Source organism: Flavobacterium segetis (assembly GCF_900129575.1).
Taxonomy (GTDB): domain Bacteria; phylum Bacteroidota; class Bacteroidia; order Flavobacteriales; family Flavobacteriaceae; genus Flavobacterium; species Flavobacterium segetis.
The window spans coordinates 171,939-190,588 of sequence record NZ_FQWE01000004.1 but is presented as its reverse complement, the minus strand read 5'-3'; the positions used below and the strand labels follow the sequence as shown (position 1 = coordinate 190,588).

The 18,650-nt window shown below is 33.3% G+C and carries 17 protein-coding genes; 11 read left to right on the top strand and 6 right to left on the bottom strand.

Features of this window, described 5'->3' with window-relative positions; all coding sequences use genetic code 11:
* Nucleotides 1-66 precede the first annotated feature (66 nt).
* The gene (locus tag BUA99_RS15090) at nucleotides 67-243 is read right to left on the bottom strand and encodes a C1orf53 family protein (protein ID WP_159430932.1); all 177 of its coding nucleotides are present in this window, start codon (nucleotides 241-243) and stop codon (nucleotides 67-69) included.
* Between the two features lie 113 nt (nucleotides 244-356).
* On the opposite strand from BUA99_RS15090, the gene BUA99_RS07190 reads away from it, so the two are divergent.
* The 5 genes from BUA99_RS07190 to hemL all read left to right on the top strand — a co-directional run bounded on the left by BUA99_RS07190 (nucleotide 357) and on the right by hemL (nucleotide 6,028).
* On the top strand, nucleotides 357-695 hold the full coding sequence (locus tag BUA99_RS07190) for a hypothetical protein (protein WP_072990173.1): 339 nt from the start codon (nucleotides 357-359) through the stop codon (nucleotides 693-695).
* A 315-nt stretch (nucleotides 696-1,010) separates the two neighbouring features.
* Nucleotides 1,011-2,825 carry a T9SS type A sorting domain-containing protein gene (locus BUA99_RS07185; RefSeq protein WP_159430931.1) on the top strand — a complete coding sequence of 605 codons (1,815 nt, stop codon included), beginning with the start codon at nucleotides 1,011-1,013 and terminating at the stop codon, nucleotides 2,823-2,825.
* 89 nt (nucleotides 2,826-2,914) lie between these two features.
* Entirely contained in the window at nucleotides 2,915-3,811 is an 897-nt protein-coding gene (locus BUA99_RS07180) for a 1-aminocyclopropane-1-carboxylate deaminase/D-cysteine desulfhydrase (RefSeq protein WP_072990171.1), read from the top strand.
* On the top strand, nucleotides 3,804-4,712 hold the full coding sequence (locus BUA99_RS07175; protein ID WP_072990170.1) for a glucosaminidase domain-containing protein: 909 nt from the start codon (nucleotides 3,804-3,806) through the stop codon (nucleotides 4,710-4,712). The genes BUA99_RS07180 and BUA99_RS07175 overlap by 8 nt, the downstream gene beginning before the upstream one ends.
* 29 nt (nucleotides 4,713-4,741) lie before the next feature.
* Nucleotides 4,742-6,028: a glutamate-1-semialdehyde 2,1-aminomutase gene (gene hemL / locus BUA99_RS07170; RefSeq protein WP_072990168.1), complete on the top strand. Its 1,287-nt coding sequence runs from the start codon at nucleotides 4,742-4,744 to the stop codon at nucleotides 6,026-6,028.
* A gap of 41 nt (nucleotides 6,029-6,069) precedes the next feature.
* Here the strand turns inward: hemL and BUA99_RS07165 are convergent, their stop codons facing one another.
* Both BUA99_RS07165 and BUA99_RS07160 read right to left on the bottom strand, forming a co-directional pair.
* A complete protein-coding gene (locus BUA99_RS07165) occupies nucleotides 6,070-6,516 on the bottom strand; it encodes a hypothetical protein (protein ID WP_072990166.1) in 447 nt (148 codons plus the stop codon).
* Nucleotides 6,517-6,611: 95 nt separating this feature from the next.
* The gene (locus BUA99_RS07160) at nucleotides 6,612-7,835 is read right to left on the bottom strand and encodes a hypothetical protein (RefSeq protein ID WP_072990164.1); all 1,224 of its coding nucleotides are present in this window, start codon (nucleotides 7,833-7,835) and stop codon (nucleotides 6,612-6,614) included.
* 131 nt (nucleotides 7,836-7,966) lie between these two features.
* On the opposite strand from BUA99_RS07160, the gene BUA99_RS07155 reads away from it, so the two are divergent.
* From BUA99_RS07155 to BUA99_RS07140, 4 genes are all read left to right on the top strand, one after another.
* Nucleotides 7,967-9,781: a hypothetical protein gene (locus BUA99_RS07155; RefSeq protein ID WP_072990162.1), complete on the top strand. Its 1,815-nt coding sequence runs from the start codon at nucleotides 7,967-7,969 to the stop codon at nucleotides 9,779-9,781.
* A gap of 93 nt (nucleotides 9,782-9,874) precedes the next feature.
* Nucleotides 9,875-10,249, top strand: coding sequence for a PDDEXK family nuclease (locus BUA99_RS07150; RefSeq protein ID WP_234972927.1), 375 nt, complete (start codon nucleotides 9,875-9,877; stop codon nucleotides 10,247-10,249).
* 133 nt (nucleotides 10,250-10,382) lie between these two features.
* Entirely contained in the window at nucleotides 10,383-11,231 is an 849-nt protein-coding gene (locus BUA99_RS07145) for a hypothetical protein (RefSeq protein ID WP_072990160.1), read from the top strand.
* Nucleotides 11,232-11,318: 87 nt separating this feature from the next.
* Entirely contained in the window at nucleotides 11,319-13,316 is a 1,998-nt protein-coding gene (locus BUA99_RS07140) for a TonB-copper family protein (RefSeq protein WP_072990158.1), read from the top strand.
* Nucleotides 13,317-13,485: 169 nt separating this feature from the next.
* Here BUA99_RS07140 and BUA99_RS07135 read toward each other — a convergent pair whose 3' ends face one another.
* Nucleotides 13,486-14,001, bottom strand: coding sequence for a hypothetical protein (locus tag BUA99_RS07135; RefSeq protein ID WP_072990156.1), 516 nt, complete (start codon nucleotides 13,999-14,001; stop codon nucleotides 13,486-13,488).
* 189 nt (nucleotides 14,002-14,190) lie between these two features.
* Nucleotides 14,191-15,888: a lysine--tRNA ligase gene (gene lysS, locus BUA99_RS07130; protein ID WP_072990154.1), complete on the bottom strand. Its 1,698-nt coding sequence runs from the start codon at nucleotides 15,886-15,888 to the stop codon at nucleotides 14,191-14,193.
* A gap of 245 nt (nucleotides 15,889-16,133) precedes the next feature.
* Here lysS and BUA99_RS07125 point away from each other — a divergent pair, with 245 nt between their 5' ends.
* Both BUA99_RS07125 and lipB read left to right on the top strand, forming a co-directional pair.
* Nucleotides 16,134-16,832 carry a hypothetical protein gene (locus BUA99_RS07125; protein ID WP_234972926.1) on the top strand — a complete coding sequence of 233 codons (699 nt, stop codon included), beginning with the start codon at nucleotides 16,134-16,136 and terminating at the stop codon, nucleotides 16,830-16,832.
* A gap of 165 nt (nucleotides 16,833-16,997) precedes the next feature.
* Nucleotides 16,998-17,699 (top strand): lipoyl(octanoyl) transferase LipB, encoded by a 702-nt coding sequence (gene lipB / locus BUA99_RS07120; protein ID WP_072990150.1) that lies wholly within the window; start codon nucleotides 16,998-17,000, stop codon nucleotides 17,697-17,699.
* Between the two features lie 165 nt (nucleotides 17,700-17,864).
* On the opposite strand, the gene BUA99_RS07115 is transcribed toward lipB, so the two are convergent.
* Nucleotides 17,865-18,542 carry a ribonuclease HII gene (locus BUA99_RS07115; RefSeq protein WP_072990148.1) on the bottom strand — a complete coding sequence of 226 codons (678 nt, stop codon included), beginning with the start codon at nucleotides 18,540-18,542 and terminating at the stop codon, nucleotides 17,865-17,867.
* Nucleotides 18,543-18,650: the final 108 nt, after the last annotated feature.

The following is an 18,650-nucleotide window of genomic DNA, read 5'->3' as shown; positions in this document are numbered from 1 at the left end:
AATTACAATCTATTAAAATAAAAAAAACGTTTACTTATGTCTACCGTTGCTAAACGTGCTTTAAACTTATTTTTTTACTCTTCCTGTTTTATTATTGAATCCATAAGGACAATGTCTACAGCCACTTTTACAGCAGTAGCCTCTTTTTAAATGATGCTTTTCAGTAAAACATTTATATCCCTCTGGTGTAAAATAAAAATCTTCGCCTTCTACTAACTTTTTTTCGTTGCTTTGATCATTCATGCTGGAAAAGTATTCTTTGTAAATTTTTTTTAATTGTTTTTATGGTAGCTCAAAAATTGAAATAGTCATTACAAATACGCTATCTTTCTACAAATTTATAAATTTTATAGTTAATGCTTCTGATTGTTACTAAATATTTAATTCCAAATGGTTATCGCGGTATGACTGTCTTTCCTTTTGTTTTTATCAAGTATAAAGAGGATAGAGGCAACTTAGTTTTACTTAATCATGAGAAAATTCATTTGCGCCAGCAATTAGAATTGCTAATAGTTCCATTTTATGTATGGTATTTTTTAGAGTATATCATCCGGTTATTGCACTATAGAAATTCAAACCTCGCTTATCGAAATATCAGCTTTGAACGAGAGGCCTATGCAAATGAGTTTGATTCGCTTTATCTACAAAAACGAGTTTTTTGGAATTTCTATTTCTATCTAAAAATCAAGAAATAATTTCTTAGCTAACACATACAATTACACTTAAAACTGTAATATATATTCAATAGTTATTTTTTGTTTGATCAATAATTTTAAACTGCAACCTAAATATTTTACTACGCTCTTATCGGTTTACTAATTTAATATTTATAATTTATTATTTATATAAGAAAATAATTATATTTTAATAAAAATTAGGTATTTTATCGATGATTAATACTTTTAATCGTTAAAATGTTTTTTAATTATTAGGTTTGTTCTGTGTTTTGCTCGAATTTTTTAGACGATGCACAATCTCTTATTATGGTAATTAATTTTAATGTCTTTCTTATGAATAAAGAATTACTCAAAAGAACAGCATTTTTCGCAAGCTTATTCTTATTTCAATTCACAGTAAATGCTCAACTATTTGTGAGTGCTAATAGTGCTTTATTTGCAAAGAATGAGGTAGTATATGTAAAGCAAAATATTGAACTCACGGCGAGCAATAGTACTTTATATCTGCGAGACAATGCGCAACTTATTCAAGGTTCTACTGCTGCAAGTACTAATAAAGGTTTAGGAGCTTTATCAGTATTTCAAGAAGGGTCGACTAATAATTTTCAATATAATTATTGGTCTTCTCCAGTAGGTGGAAGTAATATTATTGCTGGTAACTCGCCATTTGGTATTACCCAACTTAAAGATGTGACAGGTTTGACCACTTTTAATGAACCTGCAATTCTAGCTAGTAATAATTATAATGGTACAACAAGTCCATTAGCAATAGCTCCGTTTTGGATTAATAAGTTAATTGGGTCTTCAAGTTATTACAGTTGGGTTCAAGTAGGAGCAAATTCTACAATTAATGCTGGAGAAGGTTTCACGATGAAAGGAACTTCAGGAATTAGCACTAATAATCCAACGGGACAATCACAGCGATATGATTTTAGAGGTAAGCCTAATGACGGCACGATCTTAATTCCAGTAGTAATTGGTCAATTTACATTAACTGGAAATCCTTATCCATCAGCGACTGATTTATCAGCTTTTCTCTTAGATCCTAACAATAGTAATTGTAGTGGTACTGCTTATTTTTGGGAGCAGGACTCTTCGATTAATTCGCATTTTATAGCTGATTATAAAGGTGGTTATGGTGCTTTTTCGCCAGGAACTATGGGGAGTTTAGGGATTTATGTTCCAGCCACTTTTTATTCTTATGATGGTGCTGGTAATCAAGGAAGTAGTGCAGGAACAGGCGCGGCTTATCTAAGGCGTTTTTTACCTATTGGTCAAGGCTTTTTAGTTCAGGGTGTATCTAATGGTAATGTTGAAATGAAAAATAGTTATAGAGTGTTTAGTAAAGAAACTCTGGCATCCTCTACAGTTTTAAGAACTAGTGTAGCTAAAAACCAAAATAGAAGTACAAAAATAAATGAGATGCAATCAGTTTCTGGATTTGATTATACAACAGTAAGCTTGACGCCAACACCACAAATACGTATTAATACTTTAATGAATAATCAAGGAGTTCGTCAGCTTGCTCTAGCATTTATTCCAGAGGCGACAGATGGAGTGGATCGAGGAATGGACGCACGATCCTCTAGCGATGCATCTCAGGCCGATGTGTATTTTGTAGTGGAAAATTCAGAATATGTTATTAATGCTGTAAATTTTGATATTGATAAAAAAATTCCAATCGGTTTTAAAAATACTCAGCCGGCAAGTTATAAAATTACTGTAAATGAAATAATCAATTTTACTGATGTAACTTCGGTTTATTTGCACGATAAATTAGCAAATACATACCACGATATAAAAAATGATTTTCATGAAATAAATTTAGCCACAGGTAACAATACACAGTTTGAAATAACTTTTAAAACTGATAATACACTGTCGATTGCTGAATCTACCTCTAAAAATTTTCTTATTTATCAAGATAATTCATTAAAAAATTTAGTAATTGATAATCCTCTTTTAAAAGATCTTGATAATTGTGGGCTCTATGATGTGGCTGGTAAATTGATCTTTATCAAAAAAGATTTAGGTGCTGATTCTACTTACCGGATGTCGACATCGGGATTGAGTTCTGGAATCTATATTTTAAAAATTATGACAAAAGATAAACAGGTAGTTGGAAAAAAAGTAATAGTTAAAAACTGATTATTTTCGACGGATAAAAATGAAATGCAATCTAAATGGTTGCATTTTTTATATATTAAATTTTACCTTTGTTACAAATCCAGTAACAGTTGAACCAAAAATTAAATTTATCGTTATCAAATTCTATTTCCGTACAAATCAAAAGGGAAGATTTACTTCATCCTTTTGTATCGGGAAACAAGTTTAGAAAACTTAAATATAATTTGCTTCAAGCTTTCATCGAAAATCAAAATACAATCCTCACATTTGGAGGAGCTTTTTCTAATCATATTGCTGCTGTTGCTTACGCGGGGAAAGAAAAAGGATTTAAAACTATAGGGATTATTAGAGGCCACGAGTTATTTGATAAAATAAATGAAAATCCCACACTAAAATTTGCGCAAAGCTGTGGAATGCAATTTAAATTTGTTTCAAGAGAATTCTACCGATTAAAAAGTGAAATATCATTTTTGGAAAATCTAAAAGAAGAATTTGGCGACTTTTACTTAATTCCAGAAGGAGGAACGAATCAATTAGCCATAAAAGGTTGTGAAGAAATTTTAACAGAAAGCGATTCCGAATTTGATTATATCTGTTGTGCAGTGGGAACTGGCGGAACTATTTCAGGAGTTATCAATAGTATTTTACCCCATCAAAAAGTTTTGGGATTTCCAGCATTAAAAGGTGATTTTTTAAAAGAGGAAATTAGTAATTTTGTACAGCATAAAAATTGGCAATTAATAACTGATTATCATTTTGGTGGATATGGGAAAGTAAATGAGCTTTTAATACATTTTATAAATAAGTTTACTGTAGAAAACCAAATTCAACTAGATCCCGTTTATACCGCAAAGATGGTTTTTGGCGTTATAGATATGATTAAAAATAATTATTTCCCTGCTAATTCAAAAATCTTAGTCATTCACACTGGAGGACTTCAAGGGATTTCAGGGATGAATTTAAAATTAAAAAAGAAACAACTACCAACAATAGTAATCAATGATTAAAAAAATTCTGCTACTACTTACAATAATTACGTTGATAGGGTGTAATGCCTCAAAACCAGTGATTGTTACAACAAAGAAAGCTCCATCCAAAACAAATTCTGAAGTAGTTAGAACTAGTAAGAGGACGAATTCAAAATCTGCAACAGCTAATAAGTCGACAGCTTCAAAAACAATCAAAAGAAATACTAAAAATTCTCAGACGGAGGTTATTGTTTCTACATCAAAAACTATTGTAACAAATGATGTTATTAAATTATATGTTTATCAATTTAAGGAGATAGCAATGGCTAATATGAAGCAATACGGAATTCCTGCAAGTATTATTTTAGCGCAAGGAATTTTAGAATCAGGTGCGGGAAGAGGAGATTTAGCAACACGATCAAATAATCATTTTGGGATAAAATGTCATGCAGGTTGGACTGGAGAGAGCGTAAATCATGACGATGATGCGGCGCAAGAATGTTTTCGGAAATATGATAGCCCGGCAGAATCTTTTCAAGACCACGCATTGTTTTTGACTAGTAGAAGTAGATATGCTAAACTTTTTGAATATACAAAAGGCGATTATAAAGCTTGGGCGCGAGGTTTACGTGCTGCAGGATATGCTACAGATCCTAAATATCCTGACAAATTAATATCCTATATTGACCGTTATAATTTACATCAATATGACAGTAAAGTGCTAGATATCAATTATGTACTAAGCGAAGATCATTTAGTGGAAGAGCTAACGTTAGAATCTCGAAATATAGGAAATGCGCTAGCTTCTTACGTAGTTCAAAAAGGCGATACATTGTATTCAATTTCTAAAAAATTCGAATTAAAAGTAGAGGATTTAAAACAAAAAAATAATTTAACAGATAATACATTGTCTATTGGTCAGCGACTAGTAGTAAATTAGTTAAAAAACGAAAATTCAAAAATATATCAATGTTATACAAAAGAAGTAGTCAGCTTTTTGCTGAAGCAGAAAAAGTCATTCCTGGAGGTGTAAATTCACCAGTGAGAGCATTTAAAGCAGTGGGTGGAACGCCTATTTTTGTAAAAAGTGCAAAAGGAGCTTATTTATATGATGAAGACGGAAACCGTTTAATTGATTATATTAATTCTTGGGGTCCAATGATTTTAGGGCATGCTTATGAGCCAGTTGTTCAAGCAGTAATTGAAAAAGCAAAATTAGGAACTTCTTTTGGCATGCCAACAGAGCTAGAAACTCAAATTGCTGCTTTGGCTGTTTCCATGGTTCCAAATATTGATAAAATTAGATTTGTAAATTCAGGAACTGAAGCTTGTATGAGTGCGGTAAGACTAGCACGAGGTTTCACTAAAAAAGATAAAATAATTAAATTTGCTGGATGCTATCACGGTCATTCTGATTCGTTTTTGATTCAGGCTGGAAGTGGTGCTATCACTTTTGGTTCACCTAATAGTCCAGGTGTTACTGCTGGAACTGCAAAAGATACTTTGCTAGCAACTTACAATGATCTAGAAAACGTAGCCACATTAATTGAGGCTAATAAAAACGAAATTGCCTGTATTATTGTGGAGCCAGTTGCTGGAAACATGGGCTGTATTCCACCAGTTGCAGGTTTTTTAGAAGGCTTGCGCCAAATGTGTACTGATAATGAAATTCTCTTAATCTTTGATGAGGTTATGACAGGTTTCAGGTTAGCTGCAGGTGGCGTTCAAGAATTACTAAACGTAAATGCTGATATTGTCTGCTTTGGAAAAGTAATTGGTGGTGGTTTACCCGTAGGTGCTTTTGCAGCTCGTGAAGAAATTATGAATTATCTAGCTCCTCTGGGACCCGTTTATCAGGCCGGAACATTATCTGGAAATCCACTGGCGATGGCTGCAGGATTAACAATGCTTCAATCTTTAAATAATGACCGTGCTGTATTTAAAAGTTTAGCCGAAAAAACAGCTTATTTACATGCAGGAATGGATAAAGTTTTAAAAGCGAATAAGGTAGATTTTACAATTAATAGAATTGGATCTATGATATCAGTTCACTTTGATGCAAATCCTGTCACTGATTTTAAATCGGCTGCGAAAGGGGATAATGAAAACTTTAAAAAATTCTTCCACGGCTTATTAAACGAGGGAATATATATTGCACCATCGGCTTACGAGAGTTGGTTTCTTACTGACGCACTTTCTTACGAGGATTTAGATATTACGATAAAAGCGGTTGACAAAGTTTCAAAAACATTTTAGACATAACAAAAAGCTTCGGAAAACAATCCGAAGCTTTTTATTTAATTTTCTATTTCATTTCTTAATGTTCCGTCTCTTTTATCTTTGACACGATTTGCTACCTTTTGTTTTATCTTTTCTTGATTGGTTTTCCAAGTAGTAAATTGCTCTGGACTTAAAATCGCTGTCATTTTCTCTTCCATTATTTTTTGATTTTCTTGTATCTTTCTTATTTTAGTCTCACGCTTATCTTTCTTTTCTGCTTTTGATAAATCATTGCGGTTAATTTTCTTTTCCCTATTTGCTGATTGATCAGCTAGAAGTTGCTTTATTTGAAATTGTTGAGTGCTATTTAGGTTTAATTCAGCTGTCATCCTTTTTATTTGCTTCTCTTGACGCTCTTCGGGACTCATTCGCTCGATATTAGATTGTTGAGGACTTTCTCTCTTAACTTGTGCATAAGTTGTTATTCCTACAACTAATAATGCAGCTACCACAAATCTTTTCATATTTTTATTTTTTTAAAATTATAGATATAAGACAATCAATACTTTAAAAAGTTTAATCATGCGTAAAAAAAGGAGTAGAATGCATTACGAATATTTTATTTGACATACTTATTTTTAATCGAGAAATAAGTGATAATAGTGATGCCAATTAATAAAAACATTGCCAGTCCAAATAAAATCATATTAACGTTAGGAACTGCGGGAAAATTAAATGGGAGTAAACCTTGAAGAGCTAAAACTAACTCATTTAAAAATACTCCGAGAGAAAAAATAAGTAATCCAACTTTAATTTTTTTAGTTAACATAATAAAATGGTTAGTATAAATGTAGCAAAGTAAAAACAATGAGATTACAGCAAGAAGAACTAGATGTAAGTACGCAATAACAATAGGTCTGAAAGAAGAGGCAATTTGGCTGAAATAAGGTATAGTTGAACCAAGTTGCAGAATAAATTTTATAGAAAGAGCTACGCACACGAATATAAGAATTGAACGCAACAAGAAATCGGTGTTTTTAAAAATGTGTTTGTAAGTTTGGGTCAAAACAACTAATAATTTAAACCAAGCTAAAACTTGAATAACAGCCGCCATTATTGCTAAAACATTGATCCAACTTGGAATGTGCAACCATAATAAAGATAAGATATAGGCGGGAACACATACAATTGCAAAAAGTTTAAATGCTAAATCATAAATTGTGTTATCTGTTTTTTTTATGTTTAGATACCAAAATAGCAAGCCCATACAACCAAAAAAGAACCATCCATTATACTGAAAATGTAGAAAATAGTATATGGATGCTAATTTCAAATCTTCATTAATGCTCTTAGTAGCCATCATGAAAGCAAGATAAAACGTACCCATTGATGAAATAATATTAAATAAAACAGCAGCTCTAAACCAATTTATTGCTGCTAAATTTGAATCTAATTTTTTTAAATCTTTCCAATAATAAAATCCAAAAGCGTATGAAACAAAAATAGAACCTGTTGAAAAAATTATTGAGATCATGCCATACCCTTGTAATATGAAGAAAATAAGCATTCCATAAGAGCAAACTAGATTTGCGATGATTATTGCTTTATAAGTTTTTAATCGGGAATTTGATATTTTGTCTTGAATTAAAAAAATCATCAGAGTCATTATCGTGTGAGTGATCCATCCAGAAAAAGCAAAATGAGAATGCGAATGTAGGAGATAATTAAAATCAAAGTAAATAAATCCAAAACTAATTTTAGACCGCATTATAAGTCCAAGAAGTGCAACAAGACAGAGGTTTAGTAGAGAAAATTTTAACCATAATTGGAGGTTTAATTTCATTGTTAAATTTTTCTAATGATTCGGTGTTTTTGTCGGCTAAGGTATTTATATAAAGTCCGATCCGTTATGACATTTATCAGTTTTTTTTCAATTTAGTTTTTTCAATTTTGTACTTTATTAAATTACTTAAAATGACAACACTTAAACCAATCCATAGCTTTCATATTCCCGTTATGGGACTTGCGTATACAATTGATAGTCCAATACGTGTCGCAAAATATGGAATTTCGTCTGTAATTTCTATTATGGATGATGAACTAATAGAGAAGATGAACGCTTTTTACAGCAAAAAGTTTAATCTCCCTTATCAGGAAATTACGCAAAAAATAAATGATTATCGCGCAGAGCGCATCACTTCGTATCTGAATTTGGTAGATAAAATTGTGACGGAAAAATTTGAAAATTTGAAAACGGAATTGTTGGAAAGTAAATCAGCTTTGGAAAATTACATTGCCATGCTACCCAACAAATCAGCGATTAAAGCAGGTTTGCAAAACTTGATGGAAGACGGTTTCGCTTTCAAAGAAAATCTCAAAAATTATCTAGAGAAAAATCTTTATCCGGGTGAGATTGATGTCAATATTATGACCAAATTGGATAAGGATAATTTTATCAAGGACGAACAATTACCAATTGAGTTTAATGATGCTCATGCTGCATTGCGCGGATTTGTCAACAGTACATTAGAATCCTCTGTTGTGCTGTCTGCGGGAATGAATCCACGATTGTACAGTTATTTTGAAAGTTTTTCGGCTTTCTTTCCGGACGCAAATAACACATTGAAAAAGAAAATTACACTGAAAGTAAGTGATTTTCGTTCGGCAATGATTCAAGGAAATTTTTTAGCTAAAAAGGGTTTGTGGGTTTCTGAATATCGAATTGAATCAGGACTAAACTGCGGTGGGCATGCGTTTGCAACAGAAGGCTTTTTATTAGGGCCAATTTTAGAAGAATTTAAAAATAAAAAACAGCAGTTGATTCAATCATCACATGAGTTGATGGTGAAGGCTTTGGGACAAAAAGGTACAGCTATTCCTAGCCAGCCCTTAGATATGAAAATCACGGTACAAGGCGGGGTAGGGACTGCTGAAGAGCATGATTTTCTACTTGATTATTATGGTGTAGATTCTGTAGGTTGGGGTTCGCCATTTTTATTAGTGCCAGAAGCAACTTCGGTAGATAATCATACTAGAAGTTTACTGGCTGCAGCCAAAGAAGAAGATTTATATTTAAGTCATATTTCCCCTTTAGGAATTCCTTTTAACACTTTACGTGGAACTACAAATGAAGTTTTAAAGCAAAAACGAATCAACGATAATAAAGCGGGTAGTTCATGTCCAAAGAGATTTTTGGCGTTAAGCAAAGAATATGATGCTAAAGGAATTTGCACCTCTTCTAAAAAGTATCAAGATTTAAAATTAGATGAATTACAACTTCAGATAGCATCACTATCTGAGAAAGATTTCCAAAAAAAGAAAAATAGTATTACTGATAAAGCTTGTCTTTGTGTGGGTTTAGCCAATGCTTCGTATTTGGAAAATGATATTAAAATTAAAGGTCAAGCGCAGGGCGTAATTATTTGTCCTGGACCTAATATGGCTTATTTTGATCACGAAGTTTCGCTTGCCACAATGGTAAAACACATTTATGGAAATGCATCAATTTTACGAGATGGAAACCGTCCTAATTTATTTGTCAAAGAGTTGAAAATGTACTTAGATTATTTAAAAAATGAAATTGAAACCGTCTCTGATGTTGTTACAGCGGGACAAATTAAAAAATGGAATGCGTTTAGAAATAATTTGATTATTGGAATTACCTACTATCAAGATTTCTTTTCAAATAACCCATTTTTTCAAATAACAAAAAATGAAATTTTAAACCAGTTTAAATTTTATCAGCTAGAATTAAATAAAATTGAAATTCCAACACTACAGCTAACTTAACAGTATTTGGCATTTATTTGAGATTGAATCATTTTTGTAAAATTATTTGATTTCAAATATGCTTTTTGATGCTTTTGTTTTTAAATTTGCACCGTGAAAAAAATCATATTCATAATTGTATTATTCATGCTCGTAAAACCAGTTCTTCCGGTATTAGAGTATGTTCTCAATTATGAATACATCTCAAAGGTACTTTGTATTAATAAAGATAAACCAAAGATGCAATGTAACGGAAAATGTCATTTGATGAAAGAATTGGCAAAAGCCTCTGATGCCGAAAAACCGCTATCTACTGATAAAAAAGCTGCTAGTTCGATTCTCGATGTGATGATTTTTGAAGAAATTAACACTTTTGTAGCAGCATCAAATATTTTTTACGTTAAAGCAAATAGTAATCAATACTACTCTGATTTATATTTCTATTTGAATAGTGATTCGGTTTTTCATCCACCCACTTTTATTTCTTAAATTTTTAGGCACATCGGGTGCTTTTTACTTCCGTTTTATACAACGGATGAGATTCTGTTTGCTTTTTTTGGAAATAAATATCCAAAAAACAGCATGCAAATCAAAACCTAATAATTAAAATAAATTTTAAGAAATGAAATTTCAATTAAAAAATATACTAGCTGTAATGGCTCTAACGCTTGCATTTTCCTCCTGTTCCTCAGATAGTGACACGCTGATTGTTGATGAGTTGGCAGAATTAACCAAATTCAAAGAAATCATCAACTCCACCCATACAATCGAATTGTATGCTCATAAGGGAGCTTTAGAACAAGGCCATAATGAAATTAGTCTACGAATTAAAGATAAAGCTAGTGGGGATTACGTAAAAAATGCGACTATTACTTGGATGCCATTGATGCACATGACTATGATGACGCATTCATGCCCAAAATCGGGAGTGGAAAAAATAACCGCTGATGGAACTTTGTACAAAGGAACTATTGTTTTTCAAATGCCCCAAAATGCTACAGAATATTGGGATTTAAAAATAGATTATACGATTAATGGAGCCGCTTACACGGCAACTTCCGTAATAGATGTTCCAGCGTCTGCGAAACAACGAGTGACTACTTTCACCGGTTCTGATACTGCAAAATATATTGTGGCTTATGTTGAACCACATAATCCAAAAGTGGCGGTGAATGATATGATGGTTGGGGTTTATAAAATGGAATCGATGATGAGTTTTCCATTAGTGGACAATTTTAAAGTTAAAATTGATCCAAGAATGCCAAGCATGGGGAATCATGGTTCGCCTAATAATGTTGATTTAACACAGTCTACTTCGGATAAATTATACCACGGAAAATTAGCATTGACGATGACCGGTTTATGGAAAATTAATTTACAGCTCCTCAACGCCTCTGATATTGTTTTGAAAGGCGAAGCCATTACAGATTTAGTTCCGGCAAGTAGTATTTATTTTGAGATTGAATTCTAAATCTATTTCATTTCCTTAACTAAAAAAGGCCAGTATAATTGAATGTATTGGCAGCAATCGTATTGGCCTTTTTGTAATTTTTCTATCATGAAAAAGAAATTATACGGCTTTGTACTATTATATTTTACTTCGATACCTCTTTTTGCACAAGACCAAGTTACAGATACTGTCGTGCCAAAAACACTAAAAGAAGTGATTGTAATTGGAAAAAAAACGCAATTATACCAGCAGCAAAATAAGCCACTGGCTGCAGTGGAGGAGTATTTGCAACAGTCGGGAAAAGTGGGAATGATTAAAAGGGGCAGTTATGCTTGGGAGCCTATCCTTAATAATATGACTACCGAACGAACGTTAATAACCATAGATGGAATGCGTGTTTTTGGGGCTTGTACTGATAAAATGGATCCAATAACTTCCTATGTTGAGATTTCAAATTTATCGGAAGCCACAATTACATCAGGGCAGCAGGGTGGGAATCACGGGGCGACCATTGGTGGATCTATTGATTTAAAAAGAAGCCGCAGCGGATTTGTTAATTCTGGTTGGGATGTTTTAATAAATTCCGGTTTTGAAAGCAACAGCAATCAAAAAATTTTAGGATCGGCGGTCAATTACGCAAACAATCGATTTTATATCGATACTGATTTCATGTATCGCGATGCCGAAAATTATACTGCGGGTAACAATCAAGAAGTTTTATTTTCGCAGTTTAGAAAATTTAATATTTCTGCTACCTCTGGTTTTTCTTTTGATGAAAATAAAATGTTAGAAGCATCCTTAATCTATGATAAAGCAACTGATGTGGGCTATCCGGCCCTTCCTATGGATGTTTCTTTAGCGGAAGCTTTAATCACTTCATTGAAATTTGAGTATGTTCCAAAGGCTTCGAATATTAAAAATTGGGAAACTAAAATTTATTACAACACCATCACTCACAGGATGGATGATACTAAACGTCCTTTTGTACCTATTCACATGGATATGCCCGGCTGGAGCGATACGTACGGATTCTATTCAAAAGCCAAAGGAGTTTTTAAAAGCCATCATTTTACGGTTGATTTGAATTCATTTTATAACCGATCTGTTGCTGAAATGACGATGTATCCGAGCGATCCAAACGAAAGTTTGATGTTCATGTTTACTTGGCCAGATGTGCGAACACTTTATAATGGGTTGTTTGTAGAGGATTCGATTCTTTTGAACAGTCAGTCCAGTTTGAAGTTTTCAGTAAGTGCCGCAAATCATTCTAATGTAATTGCTAATGATTTAGGACTTGAAAGTTTACAAATTTTCTATCCCACTATGAAAGCTAGTAAAAATAGAATTTTAAAAAGTATTTCGTCAAATTACACCTACAATAAAAATGGATTTCAATATGGATTTGGACTGGCTTATGGGGAGCGTGCGCCATCGGTTTCTGAGGGATATGGATTTTATTTGTTCAATAGTTTTGATAGATACGATTATATCGGAAATCCAGAATTAAGAAATGAAAAATCATCAGAAGCGAATGCTTTTATTGGTTTCAGAACCAAAAAATTAAGCACTAAAATCTCGTCTTCCTATTTTCATATCTCGAATTATATCGTTGGTAAACCAACCGAGAATATGATTCCGATGACTATTGGCGCAAGCGGAATAAAAATTTATAGTGCACTAAATTATGCTACTATTTTTAATACTGATTTGGATATCGAATATCAATTTGACATGAACTTTAGATGGGCTGGGCAGTTGGTTTACAGCTACGGACAAGATTATGAAAAAGAGAATTTACCTTTTATAAGTCCGTTGCGTTACTCTGCTTCATTCCAATATAAAGTAGAAAAATTTTCCTCGGAAATTTCTGTTCAAGGAAATGCGGTTCACGCCCAATACAGTCTTTTTTACGGAGAAAAAAGAACGCCGGATTATGCTATTCTAAACTTTGCGTCGAGTTATGCCTTTCAAGTGGATCACAGTAAATGGTATGTAAAAGCAGGCGCAGAGAATATTTTAGATCAATATTACACTACTTTTTCAGATTGGAACGCTATTCCTCGAAAAGGAATAAATTTCTTTTTGAATATTAGTTTTGGTTTATAGACACAACTTGGTGCATCAATCGCTCAAATTATTGTTTGTATCTAGAACTCCATTAATAATTTAGTCTAAATTATTAATGGAGTTTAATTTATAATTTAAACACGATATGACATCTGTGAGACTATTGTTCCTTTTTTATGGTGGGCTGCATAGTGCGCTCATTACTGTTTTAAAAATGTAGCGCAAACCCAATGTTAAATTGTAAACTATTATCGTAATATTGTTTGTGTGTAGCCATGTTATAACGAATTCCAGGTTCGATACTGACATTCTTACCGAAAAATACTGCATAACCAACTTGAGCGCCTATGAAGGTTGGATTAGCATCTGCGTCACCAAAACCGACTCCATTATAAGAAATCTCGATAGGAATCATTGTTTTCAAGTAGTATTTGGCTCCAATTTTATAAGCAATCGGTTCGCCGACTCCATCTATTTCTCCATATCCTAAGCCTAACTTAAGTGCTAGATTGTCTTTGATAAAAAATCCTCCTTCAGCTCCAATGTTGTAGGAAGTGATCCCGTCCGAAGAACTAAAATATATGGCGGTAGTTCCTACGTTTCTTCCAAAACCAGTATTGGCTTCAATAAGCCATTTGCCTTTTGATACTTGACCTTCTTTGGCTTGACCATTGGCAAAGGCAAAAGCAAATAAGGCTAAAATCGATATAGTAATTTTTTTCATGTTAGTATGTTTTTTGTTCATCCAAATGTAGTTTTAAAATTGATTAGCGTATGAATTTTATGACTTATTTAACCTTATGAGATTAAGGTTATAATTTTTTTCAAGCGTAAAGAAATTAAAATCGCAAACAAGCATAAAAAAAAGGAACTCCATCACGAAGTTCCTTTCAATATTCTGATATATAATAAATTATCCTTTCAACCTACAAGCCTTAACATCACCTTCAACCACAACCTCAGTCATTCCAAGTCCTGATAAGTTTTTCATGGCTTTGTCCCATTTTTTCCCGCTCAGTTCTGATTTAGTTTTAAGTGCTCCAAATTCCATAACATTGCCGTTAGCATTCAAAATAGAAACAATTAATTTCTCATCTTCTTCTAATTGCACTTGTTTTTTCTCCGGTCTCATTTGTGGAAATAATAATACTTCTTGAATCGAAGCGTTATTTGTCAAGTACATGATCAATCGATCCATTCCTATTCCCATTCCTGATGTTGGTGGCATTCCATATTCTAATGCTCTTAGGAAATCCTCATCTATCACTCCAGTGGCTTCATCGTCCCCTTTTTCCGCAAGTCGCATTTGGTCCTCAAAACGGGCTCTTTGATCAATAGGGTCGTTCAATTCAGAATAGGCGTTTGCCACTTCTTTTCCACAAACCATTAATTCAAAACGTTCTGTCAATTCAGGATTATCGCGGTGCTCTTTGCACAAAGGCGACATTTCCTTTGGGTAATCAGTGATAAACGTGGGCTGAATATAATTCCCTTCGCATTTAGCGCCAAAAATCTCATCAATCAATTTACCTTTACCCATTGTTGTATCCACATCGATTCCCATGCCTCTTGCAGCATCAAAAAGTTCCGTCTCACTCTTTCCTGAAATGTCAAAACCAGTAAAATGTTTGATAGAATCTGTCATGGTTATACGGGCATAAGGAGCTTTAAAGCTAATTTGGTGTTCACCAAAAGTAACATCCGAAGTTCCGTTGACTGCAACGGCACAATATTCTAAAAGCTCCTCAGCAAATTCCATCATCCAGTTGTAGTCTTTGTAGGCTACATATATTTCCATGGCAGTAAATTCAGGATTGTGCGTTCTATCCATTCCTTCATTGCGGAAGTTTTTAGAAAATTCATAAACGCCGTCAAAACCACCTACAATTAGTCTTTTTAAATATAATTCGTTTGCAATACGCATGTACAACGGAATGTCAAGTGAGTTGTGATGCGTTGTAAATGGTCGTGCTGCCGCTCCACCCGCAATAGGCTGTAAAACTGGAGTTTCTACTTCTAGATATCCAGCAGTATTAAAAAAGGTACGCATGGCATTAAACAATTTAGTACGCTTAATAAACGTTTGTTTTACATGCTCATTGACCGTTAAATCGACATAACGCATTCTGTAACGCAGTTCTGCGTCGTTAAAAGCATCGTGAATTTTACCCTCTTCATCTACTTTTGGTAATGGTAAGGGACGCAATGTTTTACTTAAAAAAGTAAATACATCAACGCGAATACATTGAGCGCCAACCATAGTGGTAAATAATTCCCCTTCAATTCCTATAAAATCACCTAAATCAGTTAATTTTTTAAAAACCTGATTATACATCATTTTATCATCACCAGGACATAAAACATCGCGGTTCAAATACAGCTGTATTCGTCCCTCACTATCCTGTAATTCAGCGAAACAAGCTTTTCCTTGGTCACGAACACTCATCAAACGCCCAGCAACAATCACCTTCTTACCGTCTTCAAACTGCTCCTTGATCTGTTTCGAAGTATGATTTACAGGAAAAAGATTGGCAGGATAAGGATTGATTCCTAAATTGCGTAAAGATTGAAGTTTTTCTCTTCTGATGATTTCTTGTTCTGATAAGGCCATTTTATGCTATTTTTTAAGAGCGCAAAGATACTCTATCTGTCTTAAAGTTGCAAAATGAGACTGTTTTTTTGGAGCCCTTTCCAGCTTTCCGTTGCAATCTTTTTATTCGCTACCGCAATAAAAAGGATTTTCACTTCAATCTGGGCTATAAATCCCACATAATTCATACATTCGTCACTAAATATGAACTCAAAAAAAGCATAGATAATTTGAAAACGCAACGCTGCTTCCTCTCATTCGTTATTTTGATATTAATCGTAAGTTGTCAAGTCACTGAAACCATTCACATCAACCCAGATGGAAGCGGAACAATAGAAACAGTAAACCTTCGTGATGAACAAAGTTACATGCAACTAATGGGTAGTGATTATGCTGCTGAAGAAAAATTTATTGACACAACCTACGTTTTTATTGAATATATAACTAAGTATGCAGCTGATTTTGTAAAACTTCCTGTGAACGAAAAGGAGATCTTCAACAAATATAAAGACGTAAAAGTACACATCAAAAAAAGTTCTTTCGATAAAGAATTCCGCACCACAATTTCTTTAAATTTTGATAAAATAGAGAATGTTCCAGACCTCTATAAAACAGAAAATTACGCTGATAATTTAAAACACAATTATGCTTTAGCTGCTGAGGAACATTATTACGCAGTGAGTTACACATTTATTGGAAATACTTTTAAAAGAAAAATAATCATTACTGATCAAGAAGAATTAACGAAACAGCAAAAAAAAATTCAAGAAATACAATCTCAATTAGCGGGATTTAAATTAGTGCAAACGTATGCTCTATGCTACCATTTTTCACAAAAAATAAAATCGGTCTCAAATTCTAGAGCAATACTCAGTGACGACAAGAAAAGCTTGAGAATTGAGTTTGCGTTAGCTGACTGTTATCAAAATCCAGAAATTACGGCACTTGAAGTGATTTTGGATTAACAAGTTTGAATTAAGTAATCGCTTTTGTTATCAAGTCGAGCGCAGCCGAGACTCATTTAATTAGTCTCTGCTGCGCTCGACTTGACAGAAGTGTAATTATAACGACTTATTCCTTCTTAAAAACTTTGTACCTTTACCGCTCCAAACCTTTGCCTCTTTTAAGAAATGAATAAAACGATCCAACTTCAAGATTTAGGAAACAATGATTATAAAGCAACTTGGGAATACCAAGAAGAGTTATTCAAAGAAATTGTTGATTTAAAAATTAGAAATAGGAGAGAGGAATTAAATTTGCCAACACCTAATTATTTCCTTTTTGTAGAGCATCCTCATGTTTATACTTTAGGAAAAAGCGGTGATTTAAGTAATTTGTTGCTTTCAGAAAAACAATTGGAAGCTAAAGGAGCGACTTTTTACAAAATAAATCGTGGTGGCGATATTACGTACCACGGACCAGGACAAATTGTGGGGTATCCCATTCTTGATTTAGAAAATTTCTTTACTGATATTCATAAATACTTGCGATTGCTTGAAGAAGCTATTATCCTAACTCTTGCTGAATATGGAATTACTTCCGGTCGTAGCGCGGGTGAAACCGGAGTCTGGTTGGGTGCAGGAACACCATTTGCAAGAAAGATTTGTGCCATGGGAGTTCGCGCTTCCCGCTGGGTAACTATGCATGGCTTTGCATTGAATGTCAATGCTGATTTAGGTTATTTTGATAATATTATTCCGTGTGGTATACGTGGAAAAGCGGTCACTTCTTTACAAGTTGAACTGGGTGTTGAAAGCGTAAGCGAAGAGGAAGTAAAAGCAAAAATTGTCAAGCATTTTAAAGAATTATTTGAAGCCGAATTCATCTATTAACCACAAATATTACAAAGAAACCACTAATATCATAAAGTATCCTTTTGTTTTTTTGCGGAATTAATTTGTATATTATTTTATTGTAATTTATTCCTTCATAAATACATTTTTTATAGATCTACTCACTTTTATTTTGTAAGTATTAAAAATCGAGAGGAGACCTGATTAAATTTCCAATTTTAGTTGCTCCGGCAGTAACTTAAAACTCTTCCGGTGGTACTTTGTCACTCCGTATTTTTTTATCGCTTCACGATGTTCATTAGTGGGATATCCTTTATTTTTTTTCCAGTTATACATCGGGAATTCCTCATGTATGGTGTTCATATAATCATCACGATACGTTTTTGCTAAAATTGAAGCTGCGGCAATACTCAAATATTTTGAATCTCCTTTTACGATACAGCTAAAAGGAATTCCATTGAAAAAATTATCTCCATCTGTAGTGAATTTTTTTGCCGTATTTAAAATAATACCACTGGCTGAACAAATTAAGGGAATGTGATTTATCGAGGTATTTCCATCAACAATAATATATTTTGGTTCAGGTTTTAAATTTAAAATAGATTCTTGTATCGCTTTTATTGATGCGTTTAATATATTTATGGAGTCAATTTCTGACGAGTCTATGTATGTTAACGAAAACGTTATCGCTTGCTCCTCTATCAAAGGTCTTAGCTCTATTCTAGTCTTCTCATTCAACAGTTTGCTATCTGTTAAAATTTCATTTTTAAAACCTCTGGGAAGTATCACTGCTGCAGCTGTTACTGGTCCTGCGAGACAGCCACGACCGGCTTCATCTGTGCCGCATTCCAAATTATTTATTACGAAAAAAGGGAGTAGCATCAATGTTTTTTTATGCAAAATAAGTCATTTTTAATTCAATAATTCTCGGACTTAAACAGTTTTTTATTGGACAAATGTTAAATAAAAATATATTTTATGTTAATTATT

Coding starts and splice junctions, on each gene's coding strand:
- BUA99_RS15090 (WP_159430932.1), bottom strand. CDS start 243: ATGAATGATCAAAGCAACGAAAAAAAGTTAGTAGAAGGCGAAGATTTT.
- BUA99_RS07190 (WP_072990173.1), top strand. CDS start 357: ATGCTTCTGATTGTTACTAAATATTTAATTCCAAATGGTTATCGCGGT.
- BUA99_RS07185 (WP_159430931.1), top strand. CDS start 1,011: ATGAATAAAGAATTACTCAAAAGAACAGCATTTTTCGCAAGCTTATTC.
- BUA99_RS07175 (WP_072990170.1), top strand. CDS start 3,804: ATGATTAAAAAAATTCTGCTACTACTTACAATAATTACGTTGATAGGG.
- hemL (WP_072990168.1), top strand. CDS start 4,742: ATGTTATACAAAAGAAGTAGTCAGCTTTTTGCTGAAGCAGAAAAAGTC.
- BUA99_RS07165 (WP_072990166.1), bottom strand. CDS start 6,516: ATGAAAAGATTTGTGGTAGCTGCATTATTAGTTGTAGGAATAACAACT.
- BUA99_RS07160 (WP_072990164.1), bottom strand. CDS start 7,835: ATGAAATTAAACCTCCAATTATGGTTAAAATTTTCTCTACTAAACCTC.
- BUA99_RS07155 (WP_072990162.1), top strand. CDS start 7,967: ATGACAACACTTAAACCAATCCATAGCTTTCATATTCCCGTTATGGGA.
- BUA99_RS07145 (WP_072990160.1), top strand. CDS start 10,383: ATGAAATTTCAATTAAAAAATATACTAGCTGTAATGGCTCTAACGCTT.
- BUA99_RS07140 (WP_072990158.1), top strand. CDS start 11,319: ATGAAAAAGAAATTATACGGCTTTGTACTATTATATTTTACTTCGATA.
- BUA99_RS07135 (WP_072990156.1), bottom strand. CDS start 14,001: ATGAAAAAAATTACTATATCGATTTTAGCCTTATTTGCTTTTGCCTTT.
- lysS (WP_072990154.1), bottom strand. CDS start 15,888: ATGGCCTTATCAGAACAAGAAATCATCAGAAGAGAAAAACTTCAATCT.
- lipB (WP_072990150.1), top strand. CDS start 16,998: ATGAATAAAACGATCCAACTTCAAGATTTAGGAAACAATGATTATAAA.
- BUA99_RS07115 (WP_072990148.1), bottom strand. CDS start 18,542: ATGCTACTCCCTTTTTTCGTAATAAATAATTTGGAATGCGGCACAGAT.